This window comes from Micromonospora globbae, from assembly GCF_003610785.1.
GTDB lineage: Bacteria > Actinomycetota > Actinomycetes > Mycobacteriales > Micromonosporaceae > Micromonospora > Micromonospora globbae.
The window spans coordinates 173,057-189,156 of the sequence record NZ_RAQQ01000003.1 but is presented as its reverse complement, the minus strand read 5'-3'; the positions used below and the strand labels follow the sequence as shown (position 1 = coordinate 189,156).

Annotated in this window: 13 protein-coding genes; 4 read left to right on the top strand and 9 right to left on the bottom strand. The window is 74.2% G+C overall.

Features of this window, described 5'->3' with window-relative positions:
- Position 1 precedes the first annotated feature (1 nt).
- Positions 2-880 (top strand): phosphotransferase family protein, encoded by an 879-nt coding sequence (locus D7I43_RS05255; RefSeq protein WP_158610073.1) that lies wholly within the window; start codon positions 2-4, stop codon positions 878-880.
- Positions 881-923: 43 nt separating this feature from the next.
- Here D7I43_RS05255 and leuS read toward each other — a convergent pair whose 3' ends face one another.
- A complete protein-coding gene (leuS, locus tag D7I43_RS05250; protein WP_120327237.1) occupies positions 924-3,764 on the bottom strand; it encodes a leucine--tRNA ligase in 2,841 nt (946 codons plus the stop codon).
- 285 nt (positions 3,765-4,049) lie between these two features.
- The gene (locus tag D7I43_RS05245; protein WP_120327236.1) at positions 4,050-4,865 is read right to left on the bottom strand and encodes a cysteine hydrolase family protein; all 816 of its coding nucleotides are present in this window, start codon (positions 4,863-4,865) and stop codon (positions 4,050-4,052) included.
- A 254-nt stretch (positions 4,866-5,119) separates the two neighbouring features.
- Here D7I43_RS05245 and D7I43_RS05240 point away from each other — a divergent pair, with 254 nt between their 5' ends.
- From D7I43_RS05240 to D7I43_RS05230, 3 genes are all read left to right on the top strand, one after another.
- Complete coding sequence (locus D7I43_RS05240; RefSeq protein WP_120327235.1) at positions 5,120-6,175, top strand: AAA family ATPase; 1,056 nt, start codon at positions 5,120-5,122, stop codon at positions 6,173-6,175.
- A 1-nt stretch (position 6,176) separates the two neighbouring features.
- Positions 6,177-7,475 carry a DUF58 domain-containing protein gene (locus D7I43_RS05235; RefSeq protein ID WP_120327234.1) on the top strand — a complete coding sequence of 433 codons (1,299 nt, stop codon included), beginning with the start codon at positions 6,177-6,179 and terminating at the stop codon, positions 7,473-7,475.
- 70 nt (positions 7,476-7,545) lie between these two features.
- Complete coding sequence (locus tag D7I43_RS05230; protein ID WP_120327233.1) at positions 7,546-10,026, top strand: transglutaminase TgpA family protein; 2,481 nt, start codon at positions 7,546-7,548, stop codon at positions 10,024-10,026.
- 187 nt (positions 10,027-10,213) lie between these two features.
- Here D7I43_RS05230 and D7I43_RS05225 read toward each other — a convergent pair whose 3' ends face one another.
- From D7I43_RS05225 to D7I43_RS05200, 7 genes are all read right to left on the bottom strand, one after another.
- Entirely contained in the window at positions 10,214-10,609 is a 396-nt protein-coding gene (locus D7I43_RS05225) for a DUF3040 domain-containing protein (RefSeq protein WP_120327232.1), read from the bottom strand.
- Between the two features lie 115 nt (positions 10,610-10,724).
- Positions 10,725-11,984 (bottom strand): DNA polymerase IV, encoded by a 1,260-nt coding sequence (locus D7I43_RS05220; protein WP_120327231.1) that lies wholly within the window; start codon positions 11,982-11,984, stop codon positions 10,725-10,727.
- A gap of 35 nt (positions 11,985-12,019) precedes the next feature.
- On the bottom strand, positions 12,020-13,234 hold the full coding sequence (locus D7I43_RS05215) for an alkaline phosphatase family protein (protein ID WP_120327230.1): 1,215 nt from the start codon (positions 13,232-13,234) through the stop codon (positions 12,020-12,022).
- On the bottom strand, positions 13,231-14,001 hold the full coding sequence (locus tag D7I43_RS05210; RefSeq protein ID WP_120327229.1) for a methyltransferase domain-containing protein: 771 nt from the start codon (positions 13,999-14,001) through the stop codon (positions 13,231-13,233). Before D7I43_RS05210 ends, D7I43_RS05215 begins: the two co-directional genes overlap by 4 nt.
- 60 nt (positions 14,002-14,061) lie before the next feature.
- Entirely contained in the window at positions 14,062-14,862 is an 801-nt protein-coding gene (locus D7I43_RS05205) for a carbohydrate ABC transporter permease (protein WP_240032805.1), read from the bottom strand.
- Positions 14,863-14,958: 96 nt separating this feature from the next.
- Entirely contained in the window at positions 14,959-15,135 is a 177-nt protein-coding gene (locus D7I43_RS32685) for a hypothetical protein (RefSeq protein ID WP_158610072.1), read from the bottom strand.
- A complete protein-coding gene (locus D7I43_RS05200; RefSeq protein WP_120327228.1) occupies positions 15,132-16,100 on the bottom strand; it encodes a carbohydrate ABC transporter permease in 969 nt (322 codons plus the stop codon). Before D7I43_RS05200 ends, D7I43_RS32685 begins: the two co-directional genes overlap by 4 nt.

Sequence of the window (16,100 nt, the reverse complement as noted above, 5' to 3'; positions counted from 1 at the left end):
GGTGCCCGACGCCGAGGTGCGGGCCCCGGGCCCGCCGGAGCGCCTGCCCGGCGGGTTCGTCGCCGAGGTGGTCCGGGTCGGGGACACCGTCCGCCGCACGTCGCCGGCCCGCGACGCGTACGTGGCCGGGCTCCTGACCCACCTCCACCGCGTGGGCGCGGACCTCGCACCGCGCCACCTCGGCCGCGACGCTCACGGGCGGCAGGTGCTCAGCTACGTCGAGGGCCGGGTGCCGTGGCGGGACCGGGAGGATCCGGCCTACTTCGCCGACGCGGCGCTGATCGGGCTGGGCGGGCTGATCCGGCGGCTGCACGACGCGTGCGCCGGCAGCCCGCTGGCCGCCGGAGCCGAGACGGTCTGCCACGGTGACCTGTCGCCGAAGAACACGGTCTACCGGGACACGCCGGACGGGCTGCTGCCCGTCGCGTTCGTCGACTGGGACCGGGCCGCGCCCGGACGCCGGATCGAGGACGTGGCGTTCGCGTGCTGGCACTGGGCGGAGTCCGGTCCGGGCGCGGACCCGGGCGAGTTCGCCCGCCGGTGCCGGCTCATCTGCGACGGGTACGACGCGGCCGGGGCCGCAGCGCACGCGGCCGGCACCGCACCGCACCCGCCCGGGGCCCGGCCCCTCGCGGCCGGGACCGGCCCGCTCCCGGCCGGGCGCCGCTCCCCCGATCCGGTGACGCTCCCCCGCCGGGAACTCGTCGACGTGATGCTCGACCAGATGGAGGGCACCTGGCGCGGGATCGCGGCCGGCGCCGAGCGTGACGAGCCCGGCATGCGCCGCCTGCGGGCGGCCGGCGTCGTGGAGCTGGTCCGCGGCTGGCACGCCTGGTTGCGACGGCACCGCCCGGCCGTGCGGGCGGCGCTCGCCGGCTGACCGGCCGCCCGGGCGGGCGGCCGGTCGGCCGTGGCGGTGGTCGTCAGACGACGACCGAGACCATCCGGCCCGCGACGAGGATGACCTTGCGGGGCTCCCGGCCGCCCAGGTTGCCGGCGACCGCCTCCAGGGCGGCGGCCCGCACGGCCTCCTCGGACGCGTCGGCGGGCACCTCGACCCGGCCGCGGACCTTGCCGTTGACCTGCACGGGGTAGGTCACCGACTCGGCCACCAGCAGCGCCGGGTCGGCCGTCGGGAAGTCCGCGTACGTCAGGGACGTCCCGTGCCCCAGCCGCCGCCACAGCTCCTCGGCGATGTGCGGCGCGAACGGGGCCAGCATCAGCACCAGGGGCTCGGCCACCTCGCGCGGCGTGGTCGGCAGCCGGGTCAGCGCGTTGGTCAGCTCGATCAGCTTGGCGATAGCCGTGTTGAACCGGATCGCCTCCATGTCGCCGCGGACGCCGTCGATCACCCGGTGCAGCAGCCGCCGGGTCGCCTCGTCGGCCGGGTCGTCGGTCACCCGCAGCTCGCCGGTCTGCTCGTCGACGACGGCGCGCCAGACCCGCTGCAGGAAGCGGTACGAGCCGACCACGGCACGGGTCTCCCAGGGGCGGGACACCTCCAGCGGGCCCATCGACATCTCGTAGACCCGGAACGTGTCCGCGCCGTACGCCGCGCACATGTCGTCGGGCGTGACGACGTTCTTCAGGGACTTGCCCATCTTGCCGTACTCGCGGTTGACCTCGGTCTCGCCGTGGAAGTACCGGCCGCCGACCTCGACGACCTCCTCGGCCTGCACGTAGCTGCCCCGCGAGTCGGTGTACGCGTACGCCTGGATCATGCCCTGGTTGAACAGCTTGCGGAACGGCTCGAAGCTCGAGACGTGGCCCAGGTCGTACAGCACCTTGTGCCAGAACCGGGCGTACAGCAGGTGCAGCACGGCGTGCTCGGCGCCGCCGACGTACAGGTCGGTGCCGCCGCAGTCGCCCTCGCCGCGCGGCCCCATCCAGTACCGCTCGTTCTCCGCGTCCACGAACCGCTGCGCGTTGGTCGGGTCCAGGTAGCGCAGCTCGTACCAGCAGGAGCCGGCCCACTGCGGCATCACGTTGGTCTCCCGCGTGTACCGCTTCGGCCCGTCACCCAGGTCCAGCTCGACCTCCACCCAGTCGCGGGCGCGCGACAGCGGGGTCTCCGGGGTCGAGTCGGCGTCGTCGGGGTCATACGTCTTCGGCGAGAAGTCGTCCACCTCCGGCAGCTCGACCGGCAGCATCTCCTCGGGCAGCGCGATCGCCGCGCCCGTCTCGTCGTAGACGATCGGGAACGGCTCGCCCCAGTAGCGCTGGCGGCTGAACAGCCAGTCCCGCAGCCGGTAGGTGACCGCGCCGCGGCCGTGCCCGTTGGCCTCCAGCCACTCGATGACGCGGGCCTTGGCGTCGGCGACGCCCAGGCCGTCCAGGTCCAGGCCGCGGTCGGGCGCGGCGCTGTTGATGGCCGGGCCGTCCCCGGTGTACGCCTTGCCGTCGAAGCCCTCGGCCGGCTGCACCGTCCGGACGATGGGCAGGTCGAAGACCTCGGCGAACTCCCAGTCCCGCTCGTCCTGGGCCGGCACCGCCATGATCGCGCCGGTGCCGTAGCCGGCCAGCACGTAGTCGGCGATGAAGATCGGGATCTGGGCGTCGTTGACCGGGTTGGTGGCGTACGCCCCGATGAAGACGCCGGTCTTCTCCTTCGTCTCGGCCTGCCGCTCGACGTCCGTCTTGGCCGCCGCCGCCTTGCGGTACGCCTCGACCGCCTCGCGGGGGCTGGCGTGCCCGCCCGTCCAGGCGTCCTTCGTCCCCTCCGGCCAGGCCGCCGGCACCAGCGCGTCGACCAGCTCGTGCTCCGGCGCCAGCACCATGTAGGTGGCCCCGAAGATCGTGTCCGGCCGGGTCGTGAACACCCGGATCGGCTCCGCGCCCGTCGGGAAGTCGATGTGGGCGCCCTGCGACCGGCCGATCCAGTTGCGCTGCATCAGCTTGATCGCCTCGGGCCAGTCCAGCTTGTCCAGGTCCTCCAGCAGCCGGTCACCGTACGCGGTGATCCGCATCATCCACTGCTTCAGGTTGCGCTTGAAGACCGGGAAGTTGCCCCGCTCGGAGCGGCCGTCGGCGGTGACCTCCTCGTTGGCCAGGACGGTGCCCAGCCCCGGGCACCAGTTCACCGGCGCCTCCGAGACGTACGCCAGCCGGTGGTCGTCGACGACGCGCCGGCGCTCGGCCACCGACAGCTCGGCCCAGGGGCGGCCGTCCGGGGTGGGCCGGGTGCCCCCCTCGAACTCGGCGATCAGCTCGGCGATCGGCCGGGCCCGGCGGGCGTCCGGGTCGTACCAGGAGTTGAAGATCTGCAGGAAGATCCACTGGGTCCAGCGGTAGAAGTCCGTGTCGATCGTGGCGACCGAGCGGCGCTCGTCGTGGGCCAGGCCCAGCCGGCGCAGCTGGGCGCGGTACCGCTCGATGTTCGCCTCGGTGGTCGTCCGCGGGTGCGTGCCGGTCTGCACCGCGTACTGCTCGGCGGGCAGGCCGAACGCGTCGAAGCCCATGGCGTGCAGCACGTTGCGCCCGGCCATCCGCTGGTAGCGGGCGAAGCAGTCGGTGCCGATGTAGCCCAGCGGGTGCCCGACGTGCAGGCCGGCACCGGACGGGTAGGGGAACATGTCCAGCACGTAGAGCTTCTCGGCGCCGGCCCGGGGGTGGTCGGGGTCGGCCAGCGGCCCGGTCGGGTTGGGGGCGTGGAAGGTGCCCTCGCGCTCCCAGTGGTCCTGCCAACGGTGCTCGATCTCGTTGGCCAGGGCCGCAGTGTACCGGAACGGGGGGATGTCGCCCGCCGGTGCGGCTGCCTCACTCATCGCGTCTCCTCGCGTCGCTCGGCGCGGTCGTCTCGTGGGGTCTGTGCTCACCCGGCTCGCCGTGCTCTCCGGCTCGGGCTCACCGGTGCTCGCGCCCGTCGCCGGCCGACGGGCGACGGGCACAAAAAAGCCCCTCGCGCAGGAGGGGCCGCCGTGCTGTCGCGCGTGTCAGCGCATCAGCACGGCCCGGTAAGAAGCAGGAAGACTCCGGCCATGACCGCAGTGTACCCCCAGTCCCCGACCGGCCGGTGGACCGCTACCACTGCTCGGGACGGTCCGCGCCGCTCAGCCCGCCCCCGCCGGGTACGGGTCGGGCGCGGCGAACCGCTCGGTGGTGGTGACGAACCCCCAGCACTGCTTGGCGTTGAAGATCACCGCTTCCTTGCAGTAGGCGGGGCTGGAGGTGGCCGTGGCGTCGGCGAGCAGGACGGCACCGTAGTCGCGGAAGTAGGCGTCCTCCATGGTCGTGCTGACGCACTGGTCGACGTTCACCCCGGCCAGGAAGAGCGTGCGGACCCCCTGCGTACGCAGCACCTGGTCGAGCTGGGTGCCGTGGAAGCCGTTCATGCGGAACTTCGGCACCCGGATGTCGTCCGCGTCGACCAGCTCCGCCAGCTCGTCGACGAGGCTGGCGCCCCACGACCCCTCGGTGAGCACCCGGCCCCGGTCCAGCTCCTCGCCGATGCCCGCCTGGTCCGTTCGGTGCTTGAAGGACCAGAGCGTGGGCGCGCCGAGGTTGCGCAGGTCGGGCCGGTTGTGCCAGTAGATCCAGATGACCCGCATGCCGTGCCGGCGGGCCGCCTCGACCGCCCGTACGGCCCCCGGGACGGCCGCCCGGCAGGCGGTGTGGTCCAGGCCGGAGCGGTCCGTCCAGCCGCCGGGGGAGCAGAAGTCGTTCTGCATGTCGATGACCGCCAGGGCGCAGGCGTCCAGGTCCTCGACGAACGGCAGCAGCTCGGCCTCGAAGCGGGCCAGCCGGCCGCCGGTGTGGTGCGGCGTGAGGTGCACGTGGTCGTCGTACAGGTGCCACCGCGCCGCCCCGCCGCCGAGCCGGACCCCGCCGTCGCCGGTGTCGCCGTACGTCTCCAGTACCACCCGCACCGCCCCCGCCCGCCGCCGTCGTGGGTCCGACCGGGGGAACTACCCCGTTCCGGCAGGCCCAGTCGTCCCCCGGTCCGGCGAATATTCCGGGCGTAAGCCGCCGACCGGCTGCGGGGGTCGGCGACGGCGAGAAACATGGTTAGCCTGAGAGGCCAGTGAGATGTGTGCGGCAGACGAGGCTCGGCGTCGCGAACCCAACGGCGGGTCCAGCTGCTCTTCACAGAGCTGCCGTTCCGGCGACGAGGAGGAGGCCCGTGACACAACAGACCTGGGACGAGGTGGGCGGTCTGCTGCCGCACGACGAGTTCCGCGCCGCCAGCGAGGCCATCGTGGCCAACATCGAGCAGGTCATCGAGGGCAAGACGGCCACCGTACGCCTCGCCCTGGCCGTCCTGCTCGCCGAGGGCCACCTCCTCATCGAGGACGTCCCCGGTGTCGGCAAGACGAAGCTCGCCAAGGCCCTCGCGCGGTCCATCGACTGTTCCGTCCGGCGCATCCAGTTCACGCCCGACCTGCTCCCCAGCGACGTCACGGGCGTCAGCGTCTACAACCAGGAGACGCACGACTTCGAGTTCCGGCCCGGCGCGGTCTTCGCCAACCTCGTCGTCGGCGACGAGATCAACCGGGCCTCGCCGAAGACCCAGTCGGCGCTGCTGGAGTGCATGGAGGAGCGGCAGGTCACCGTCGACGGCGTGACCTACCAGCTGCAGACCCCCTTCATGGTCATCGCCACGCAGAACCCGATCGAGATGGAGGGCACCTACCCGCTGCCCGAGGCCCAGCGCGACCGGTTCACCGCGCGCATCGCCATGGGGTACCCCGACGCGGGCGCCGAGCTCGCGATGCTCGACGGGCACGGCGCCACCGACCCGCTCGACGGCCTGCACCCCGTCTCCGACGCCGCCACGGTCCGGCAGCTCATCGCCACCGTGCGCCAGGTGCACGTGGCCGACGCCGTGAAGCAGTACGCCATCGACCTGGTCACCGCCACCCGTGAGGCTCCCGACCTGCGGCTGGGCGCGTCCCCCCGGGCCACCCTCCAGCTGCTGCGCACCGCCCGCGCGGTGGCCGCCCTCGAGGGTCGCGACTACGTCCTCCCCGACGACCTCCAGGTGCTGGCCGTGCCGGTGCTCGCGCACCGCATCATCCCGACCGCCGACGCGCAGCTGGCCCGGCGCACCACCGACGCGATCGTCTCCGAGCTGGTGCACCGCCTGCCGCTCCCGCACGACCGCAAGCGCTCGCCGTACGACACCCGACCGGCGGCGCCGGGCCAGGGCCGCGGGCCGTACGAGCCGCGGAGGCCGTGAGGTGCGCGAAGGGCTCCGCGGGCTGACCACCCGGGGCCGCTCGTTCCTGGCGGCCGCCGTGGCCGCGGCGATCTCGGCCGGGATCCTCGGCGAGAAGGACCTGCTCCGGGTGGCCGTGCTGCTGGCCGTGCTGCCGCTGCTCGCCGCCGCCTACGTGGGCCGCAGCCGGTACAAGCTGGCCTGCAACCGCTCGCTGGATCCGCACCGGGCGCCCGTCGGGGCCAGCTCGCGGGTGGTGCTGCGGCTGCAGAACCTGTCCCGCCTGCCCACCGGGACGCTGCTGCTGGAGGACCGCCTGCCGTACGCGCTGGGCAGCCGGCCGCGCGTGGTGCTGGAACGGTTGGGGGCGCACCAGGCCAGCTCGGTGGCGTACACGGTGCGGGCCGACGTGCGGGGCCGCTACGAGGTGGGCCCCCTCGTGGTGCGGCTGACCGACCCGTTCGGCCTGTGCGAACTCAGCCGCGCCTTCCCGAGCGTCGACCACCTCACGGTGATCCCGCAGGTCACTCCCCTGCCGCCGGTCCGGTTGCCGGGCGAGTACGCCGGCAGCGGCGACAGCCGGGCCCGTTCGGTGGCCGTGCACGGTGAGGACGACGCGGCCACGCGGGAGTACCGGATGGGCGACGACCTGCGCCGGGTGCACTGGAAGTCGACCGCCCGCACGGGCGAGCTGATGGTGCGCCGGGAGGAGCAGCCCTGGGAGAGCCGGGCGACCGTGGTGCTGGACACCCGGGCGTACGGCCACCGCGGCGAGGGCCCGACGGCCAGCTTCGAGTGGGCGGTCTCCGCCGCCGCGAGCATCGCCGTGCACCTGCGCCAGTCCGGCTACAAGCTGCGTCTCGTCACCGGCTCCGGCGCGGACGTGGACGCCTCCGAGGCGGCCGGCGACGGGCTGCTGCTCGACCAGCTCGCCGAGGTGCGCCTGGACCAGCGCGTCGAGGTGGGCGGGCTCGTGCAGCGGGTCCGGCAACGGTCCGACGGCGGGCTCATCATCGGCCTGTTCGGCTCGCTCAGCACCGCCGAGGCGGAACTGCTCGCCGGGCTGCGCGCCAACGGCGCGACCTGCGTCGGTTTCGTGATCAACAGCTCCACCTGGCTGAGCCTGCCGGAGAAGGCGCGGGCCGAGGCGGAGCGCACGCACGCGGCCGCCGCGCTGGCGCTGCTCCAGAGCGGGTGGCGCGTCATCGGCGTCGACCACGGCAGCCAGTTGCCGGGGCTGTGGCCGCAGGCGGCCCGGGGCTCGCAGGGGTTCGCGCTGCGCGCCGCGCTGGCCGAGACGGTGGCCGGAGGCATGCGGTGAGCCGGCGGGCGGGCCGGCGCGGAGGGCCGCAGGCATCGCGGAGCAACGGCATGAGGGGAGGGATGGCGTCATGACCGGCCGTCGGCACCTCGGCCTGGTGGCCGCCGGGGCGACCCTGCTCGCGGCGGCGCCGCTGTCGGCCATCTTCGAACGCTGGACCTGGCTCATCGACGCGGCCATCGCGGTCGCCGTGGTGGCCGGGGCGGCCGCGCTGGCCCGCGCGCTGCGGGCACCGCTCTGGGCGCAGGTGCTCGGCATGCTGGCCGGGCTGGCGCTCGCGCTGACCTGGCTCTTCCCCTCCGGCAGCGAGCTGCTCGCCATCGTCCCGACGCCGACCACGTTCGCGCACTTCGGCGAGCTGCTGGGCGGCTCGGTGCAGGACATGCGCTCGTACGGCGTGGAGGTGCCCGACACCGACCCGCTGCTGTTCATCACGACGCTCGGTGTCGGGTCGGTGGCCGTGGTCGTCGACCTGCTCGCCGTGGGCCTGCGCCGGCCGGCGCTCGCCGGCCTGCCGATGCTCGCCATCTACTCGGTCCCGGTCGCCGTCTACGTCGACAGCGTCCCGCCCGTGCCGTTCGTGATCGGTGCGGCCGGCTACCTGTGGCTGCTGGTCGCCGACAACGTCGACCGGGTCCGCCGGTTCGGCCGCCGGTTCACCGGCGACGGGCGCGACGTCGACGTGTGGGAGGCGTCTCCGCTGGCCGCCGCCGGCCGGCGGCTGGCGGTCCTCGGCGTGGCCGTGGCCGTGCTGCTGCCGCTCGTGCCCGTCCCGGGTATGAACGGCAGCCTCCTCGACAACCTGGGTGGCGGCGGGGGCGGCGGCAACGGCAACGGACGGGCCGGCCAGGGCGGCAACCCCGGGCGGATCGACCTGTTCGCCGCGCTCAGCGGCCGGCTCAACGAGTCCGAGGTGGTCGACCTCGTCAAGGTCACCACGAACGAGCCCAGCCCGTTCTACCTGCGCTTCGGCGTGGCCGACGAGCTGCGGTCCGACGGCTTCCGGGTGACCAACCCGAGCGGGAAGCCGGTCCGTGACCTGCCCGACCCCGCGGAGCGGGTGGGCCCCGGCATCGAGCAACGCCGGTACCAGGCCACCGTCGAGACCAGCCGGGACCTCGCGATGCCGCTGCTGCCGTTCTACAGCGAGCCGGCGAACGTCGAGGACCTGAACGCGAACTGGTACTACGACAACGACCGGCAGATCGTCTTCTCCAACCGCGAGAACTCGCGCGGCAAGCGGTACTCGTTCGAGTACGTCCGCTCGACGTACACGCCGGCGGCGCTGCGGAACTCCCGGAAACTGCCGGCCGACCACCCGCTGAAGCGTCGCCAGCAGACCGCGACCCCGCCGGTGCCCGAGGTGACCGAGCTGGTGACGCGGCTCATCCGCGGCAAGACCACCGAGTACGACAAGGTCCGCGCCATCTACGACTACTTCTCGGCGGACAACGGGTTCAGCTACCGGCTGAGCACCGAGACCGGCACCAGCGGGCAGGACATCGTCGACTTCCTCACCAACAAGGTCGGCTTCTGCCAGCAGTACGCGGCCGCCATGGCGTGGCTGGTCCGGGCGGCCAACATCCCGGCCCGGGTGGCGTTCGGCTTCACCAACGGCAGCAACCGAAACGGCGACACGTACACGCTCACCAACCGCAACCTGCACGCCTGGACGGAGGTCTACTTCGACGAGATCGGCTGGGTGCCCTTCGACGCCACCCCGGCGTACGGCGTGGCCGGCTCCACCCGTTCGGCCTGGGCGCCGGACACGGACGCGCCGGACCCGATCACCGAGAGCCCCGGCGGGGTGGACCCGCCGGTCGACCCGGACGCGTCCCCCGGCGCGGTGGGCTCGGACAAGGCCGACGAGGACACCGACACCGGTCTCTCCATCGGCTCGGACACCCCCACCGAGCAGGCTCCGGTCTGGCCCTGGTGGGCCGCCGGCGCGCTGGCCCTCCTGCTGCTGCTCGCCGTGCCGGCGCTGCGCCGCGTCGCGTTGCGCCGCCGCCGGGGCGGCCGGGCACCCGCCTCCGCCGCGGCCACCGTCGAGGACGTCGGCGTCGGCCCGGCGGGCGGCACCCGGATGGTCGTGGTGGGCGGGGACGCCGACCGCGCCCGGGCGGACGCGCACGCCGCCTGGGACGAGCTGCTCGACACGCTCGTGGACTACCGGGTGCGGATCGACCGGACGGAGACCCCGCGGGCGACGGCCGACCGCCTCGTGCAGGACGCGCTGAGCAGCCACGCCGAGGCGGTCACCGCGATGCGGCTGCTCGGCCGGGCCGAGGAACGGGCCCGGTACGCACGGGACCCGCTCACGGGCGAGCCGCTCGCCCCGGCGCTGCGGGCGGTCCGCGGCGCGCTGGCCGCGGACGCCGACCGGCGGACCCGCCTGCTCGCCGCCGTGCTGCCGCCGTCGGTGCTGCTGCGGTGGCGGATCGCCATGGCGGACACCTCGGCCCGTCTCGTGGCGGTCGTCGGGCAGGCCCGCCACCGGCTGCTGCGGTGGAACCCCCGCCGCGTGATCGCCGGCCGAACGGCGCGCTGACGCCACGGCGCGCGTGTGTCACCGGGGTGGCCCGAGAAAGGTCGCCCCGGTGACTCGGCGCCGGCTGACGACGAACGTGGGAACAGCCACGGCCCGCCGCGAACGGCGGTGGCCCGGCCCGCGTCGGCGGGACGGGTCGGTGTCCGCCCGGGGACGGGCGGGGCGGCGGCTCAGCGGCGGGCCGGCGTCAGCGGTGCCCCTCCGGGCGCTGGCGCCACCGGTCCTCCATGCGGTCGATGAACGACAGCCGTCGACCGGAGCGACCACGACCGCGGCGGCGGCTCGTCGTGCCGCCGACCACGTGGAGGTCGGGTGACTGGGCCCGGCGGTGCGACTGGACCGCGTAGGCGGCCGACGCCAGCATGACGACGAAACCCGCCACCGCCAGCGGTGGGGTCTTGATCACCGCGCCATAGACCAGCAGGGCCAGGCCAGCGATGATGACGCCGGCAGCGACGAGCAGACGACGCCGCGCGTGGAAACGCGGATCGCTGGCGCGCACGGCCGAGGCGAATTTGGGGTCCTCGGCAAGCGACCGCTCGATCTGCTCGAACAGCCGCTGCTCGTGCTCCGAGAGCGGCACGGCACTCCTCCCCGGTCACGTTGGTCGGCCCGTTCGGGCCGACAGACCGTGGCAGCCAACCGGCTGCTTACCCGCTAGTCTACGAGGGGGGTCGCGCGTCGGAAAGCGGGACGACCTATGGCCGGGGTGGATTTTCGATTCGGTGCGGATCACGGTTGCCGAGCAGACTGGCCGGACCTATGACGGACCGCCCGAATCGGGCAGCAGCGGCGTCCGCGGCGGCTTCCGCCTCCCGCCAGCCCCGTTCCGGGGCACCGAGGGCGAGCTGGCGCGGCGTGTCGCCCGCGGCGGCGAGCCCCTCGGCCCGGACGCCGACCAGCCGGACCGGCTCGGCCGGCGCCAGCGCCGCGTAGAGCGCCCAGACCGTGTCGAACATCTCCCGGGCCGTGTCGGTGGGCACCGGCAGGGTGCGTGAGCGGGTGACCGTGCGGAAGTCGGCCAGCCGCACCTTCAGCGAGATCGTCCGACCCACCTGGCCGGCCCGGCGCAGCCGGGTGCCGACCTTGTCGGCCAGCCCGAGCAGGGCGCGGCGGATCTCCTCCGGCTCGGTCACGTCGACGTCGAAGGTGACCTCCGCCCCGATCGACTTCTCCACCTGCTCCGGGCTCACCGCCCGCGGGTCGCGCCCCCACGCCAGGTCGTGCAGGTGCGCGGCGGCGGCCTCGCCGAGCGCCTTGCGCAGCATCGCGTACGGCGCCTCGGCCAGGTCGCCGATGGTGGCCAGGCCGAGCCGGCGCAGCGTCTGCGCGGTGCGCTCCCCCACCCCCCACAGCGCGTCGACCGGCAGCGGGTGGAGGAAGTCGAGCACCCGGGCCGCCGGCACCACCAGCAGCCCGTCGGGCTTGGCCCGGGTCGAGCCGAGCTTGGCCACGAACTTGCTGGGCGCCACCCCCACCGAGCAGGTCAGGCCCTGCTCCCGCGCCACCCGGGCCCGGATCCGGCGGGCGATCGCGGCCGGTGACCCGAAGAGCCGGCGGGCGCCGGACACGTCGAGGAACGCCTCGTCGAGGGAGAGCGGCTCGACCAGCGGGGTGACGTCCCGGAAGATCTGCATCACCGCCCGGGAGGCGTCGCTGTAGGCCGTGAAGTCGGGCGGGAGGTAGACCGCGTGCGGGCAGAGCGCCCGCGCGCGCATCGTCGGCATGGCGCTGCGTACGCCGTAGCGGCGCGCCTCGTAGCTGGCCGAGCTGACCACTCCGCGCGGGCCGACGCCGCCCACCACGACGGGACGGCCGCGCAGCTCGGGCCGGCGCCGCACCTCCACCGAGGCGAAGAAGGCGTCCATGTCGACGTGCAGGACGGGGCAGCCGGAGTCGTCGGCGTCCGGCCCGAAGCGCGGATCACCGCCCCGGGGCAACGACTGGCTGCGGCCCATGCGCGCAGGCTAACGCCCGGGTACGACGAGGCGCCTCAGCCCCGCACCACGAGCAGCGGGATGGTCATCTCGGCGGCCGTGTCCGATCCGTGGTACGCCACGAGCCGCGACGCGAACGGGTTCTCCGACCGGGTGGCCAGCACCGCGTACGTGCCGTTGCAGGTCACCACCACGTCGCCGATGCGCGCCAGGTGCTCCTCGGGGACCGGGCCGAACCAGCCGGACGCGACCGCCTCCTCCCGCGTACGGACGCGGGCCGCGTCGCCGAGCACCGCCGACCAGGCGGCCACCACGTCGTCGACCGCCCCCGGCGTGACGTGCAGGTAGCGCACCCGGGGCTCGCCGGCGACGACCTCGATCCCGGCTCGGAGCCGCGGATCGGTGTCGAGGTCGAACCGGTGCGCCGCGGGCACGTCGAGCTGGCCGTGGTCGGCCGTGACGAGCAGCGCGCCGTCCGGCGGCAGGCCGTCGACGAGCCGGGCGAGCAACGCGTCCACCTCCGTCGCCGCGACCCGCCACGGGGCCGAGTCGACCCCGGTGAGGTGGCCGTGTCGGTCCAGGTCGGGGTGGTAGCCGGAGACCAGGGTGGGGCCGGTTCCGGCGGTCAGCGCGGCCAGCATCGTGGTGGCGAGCGCGTCGACCCCGGCCGCGCCCCGGTAGTCCCCGCCCCGGTTGGCGGCCACGGTCAGGCCGCTGCCACCGAACTCGGGGCGGCTCACCACGGTCACGGCCACCCCGGCCGCGCGGGCCCGCTCCAGCTGGGTCGGCACCGGCTGCCAGCGCATCGGATCCGGGTCGGCGGCCCACTCGATGTGGGTGAGCACCCGCTCCGTGCCGGGGACCCGCACCGTGAAGCCGAGCACACCGTGGGCGCCGGGCGCCGCACCGGTGCCGAGCGTCACGAGGCTCGTCGGGGTGGTCGAGGGGAAGCCGGAGGTCAGCGGGCGGCCCGCGGTGGCGGCGAGCCCGGCGAGCGTCGGCGCGTACGGGGCGGCCGTGGGGATCTGGTGCCAGCCGAGGCCGTCGACGAGCAGGACGGCGATCCGGCGTACGCCGGCCAGCCGCCCGCTCAGCCCGAGGCGGTCGGTCGCCCCGGGCACCCCGAGCACGGCGAGCGCGCTGGGCAGCACGTCGGCGAGACTGCCGTCGCCGTACCGGGGCGTGACCAGGGCGAACGGGTCCCGCTCGGGCGGGATGCCGGCGTCGGGAGTGGCCGAACCCCGGGGGCGCGGCGTGGCGGCGTCCGTCATGCCGGCCGGCGGGCGAACAGGTGCAGCTGGGCGGCGAGGTCCCGGTAGGGCGGCCGGCCGGCCAGCGTCCGCTCCAACTCGACGAGGAGTCCCGGCTGGCCGTCGGCGACCGGGGCGGGCAGCAGGTCGGCGAGGACGCGTACGCCGTGGATCTCCTCGACCTCCAGCCCGGCGGCGCGCAGCAGCGCGGCGGCGCCGTCGGCGTCGTAGCGCCGGCGCAGCGTGTCGCGGGGGCCGGCGCTGCCGGCCGGGTCCGCCGCCAGGGTGGCCGCCACCTCCAGGTGGCCGGTCATCGCGCGGGCGAGCACGGCGGCGGCACGGCCGGCCACCAGCACGCTCGCCGCGCCGCCCGGCCGCAGCGCGGTGGCGAGCGCGGCCACCACCGGCGTCGGGTCGTCGACCACCTCGAGCACGGCGTGGCAGAGCACCAGGTCGGCGCTGGCCGGTTCGACGAGGCCGGCGAGGGCGTCGCCGTCGCCCTGGAGGGCGACCACCCGGTCGGCGACGCCGGCCTCGGCGGCGCGGCGGGTCAGCGCGGCGAGGGCGTCCGGGCTGGCGTCGACCACGGTCACCCGGTGGCCGGCCCGGGCCAGCGGCACGGCGAAGCCACCGGTGCCGCCGCCCACGTCGAGCACGGTGAGTTCGGCGTCACCCCGCCGGTCCAGCTCGGCACGCAGCACCGACCAGATCACGGCGGTACGGGGGGTCAGCGGCGGCCCGGCGAACGGGCCTCGGGGGGTCTCCTCCACCCGGTCGAGCCTAGTCACGCCGTGCGGTGCCGGCAGTGGGCCCTCCGCCGCCGGAACGGTCGGCGCGCGCCCGCCCGCTCAGCCCTTGCGGCCGCCGGTGGCGATGCCCTCGATGAAGTGCCGCTGGGCGAGGAAGAACAGGATGATCATGGGTACGGTGGAGATGACGCTGCCGGCCAGCACCACCTCCCACTGCTGCTCGCCGCCGTAGCCGAACCGGTCGAGCACCACCTTGAGCCCCCGCGGCAGCGTGTAGAGGTGCTCGTCGCGCAGGTAGATGAGCGGCTTGAGCAGGTCGGTCCAGCTCGCCTTGAACTCGAAGACGAACGCCACGAGCAGGGCCGGGCGGATCAGCGGGAAGGCGAGCTTCCAGAACAGCTGCGGGTAGCTGGCCCCGTCCATCCGGGCCGCCTCGAAGTACTCGCGGGGCAGCGACAGCAGGAACTGCCGCAGCAGGAAGATGTAGAACGCCGAGCCGAACAGGTTGCCCGCCCAGAGCGGCACCTGGGTGTCGGTCAGCCGCAGCTCCGACCAGATCAGGTACGTCGGGATCATGGTGACCGCGAACGGCAGCATCATGGTGGCGAGCACCAGCCCGAAGAGCAGGTTCCGCCCGGGGAACCGGAAGTACGCGAAGCCGAACGCCACCCAGGCGCTGGAGAGGGTGACGGCCGCCGCGGCGGCCACCCCGACGACCAGGCTGTTGAGCAGCCACGTGACCAGGGGCACCGCCCGCCACGCCTCGGCGTAGTTCTCCGGCGCGAAGGGGACCGGCAGGAAGCCGGGGGCGAAGACGTACTCGCGGGGGCGCAGCGAGGCGCTGATCAGCCACACGAACGGCAGCATGAAGATCACCGCCGCGCCGACCAGTGCGGCCACGAAGAGCACCCGCTGCCACAGCGGCCGGCGCGCCTCCCGCTCCGCCGGCCGGCTCGACGCCGGCCGGTGCGACGGCGCTCCGCTCGACCGCGGCGGTCACGACTCGGCCCCCGCCGCCGGGTCGCGCTCCACCCGGGAGCGCCGGGCGTTGGCGACCGGGCCGTCGGTCACCTCGTACTCGCGCGGCTCGGTGTGGTGCTCCGGCGCCCAGCCGGCCCCGAGCCGGATCCGCCGCGCGTTGGCCACGCCGTTGTGACCGTTCATCCCCGTCACTGGTCTTCTCCTTCGTAGTACACGAACCGTTTGCTGAGCTTCACCTGCACCAGCGTTATTCCCATGATGATCAGGAAGAGCAGCCAGGCCATCGCCGAGGCGTAGCCCATGTGCAGGAACTGGAACGCCTCCTGGAACAGGTGGATGACGTAGAAGGTCGCGGCGTCGCTGTTGAAGCTGGTCTGGGTCTGCCGGTTGCCGAAGTACATGGTGTAGACCTCGGTGAACATCTGCAGCGACGCGATCGTGTTGACGACCAGCGTGAAGAACAGCGCTCCCGAGATCATCGGCAACGTCACGTGCCGGAACCTGGCCCAGGCGCCCGCGCCGTCGATGCTCGCCGCCTCGTACAGGTCGCGAGGCACGTTCTGGAGTGCCGCCAGGTAGATGATCACCGTGGAGCCGAGGCTCCAGAGGCTCATCAGCACGATGCCGGGCATCACCCAGTCCGGGTCGGTGGTCCAGCTCGGGCCGTCGATCCCGACCAGCGCGAGGCCCCGGTTGATGAGGCCGTCCTGGGTGTTGAGCAGGAGCAGGAAGAGGATGCCGACGGCCACCGCCGGGGTCATGACCGGTAGGTAGAAGACGGTCCGGAAGAACCCCTGCAACCGGCCCACCCGCTTGAGCAGCAGCGCCAGGCCGAGCGAGATCAGCATCACCAGCGGTACGTGCAGCGCCGTGTAGTACACCGTGTTGCCGAGGCTGCGGGCGACCTGCGGGTCGGCCATCAGCTCCCGGTAGTTGTCCAGCCCGGTGTACTCCGGCGGGTTGATCACGTCGTACTCGGTGAGGCTCAGCCACGCGCTCGCGATCATCGGGCCGGCCTGGAACGCCAGGAACCCGACGATCCACGGCGCCAGGAACAGCCAGGCCCAGCGGGCCTCGCGCCGGGCCAGCGGCGTACGACGCCGCCGGCCCGGGACGGCGGCGCCCGGCGCGGGAGGGCTGACGGTGGTGGTGGCCAT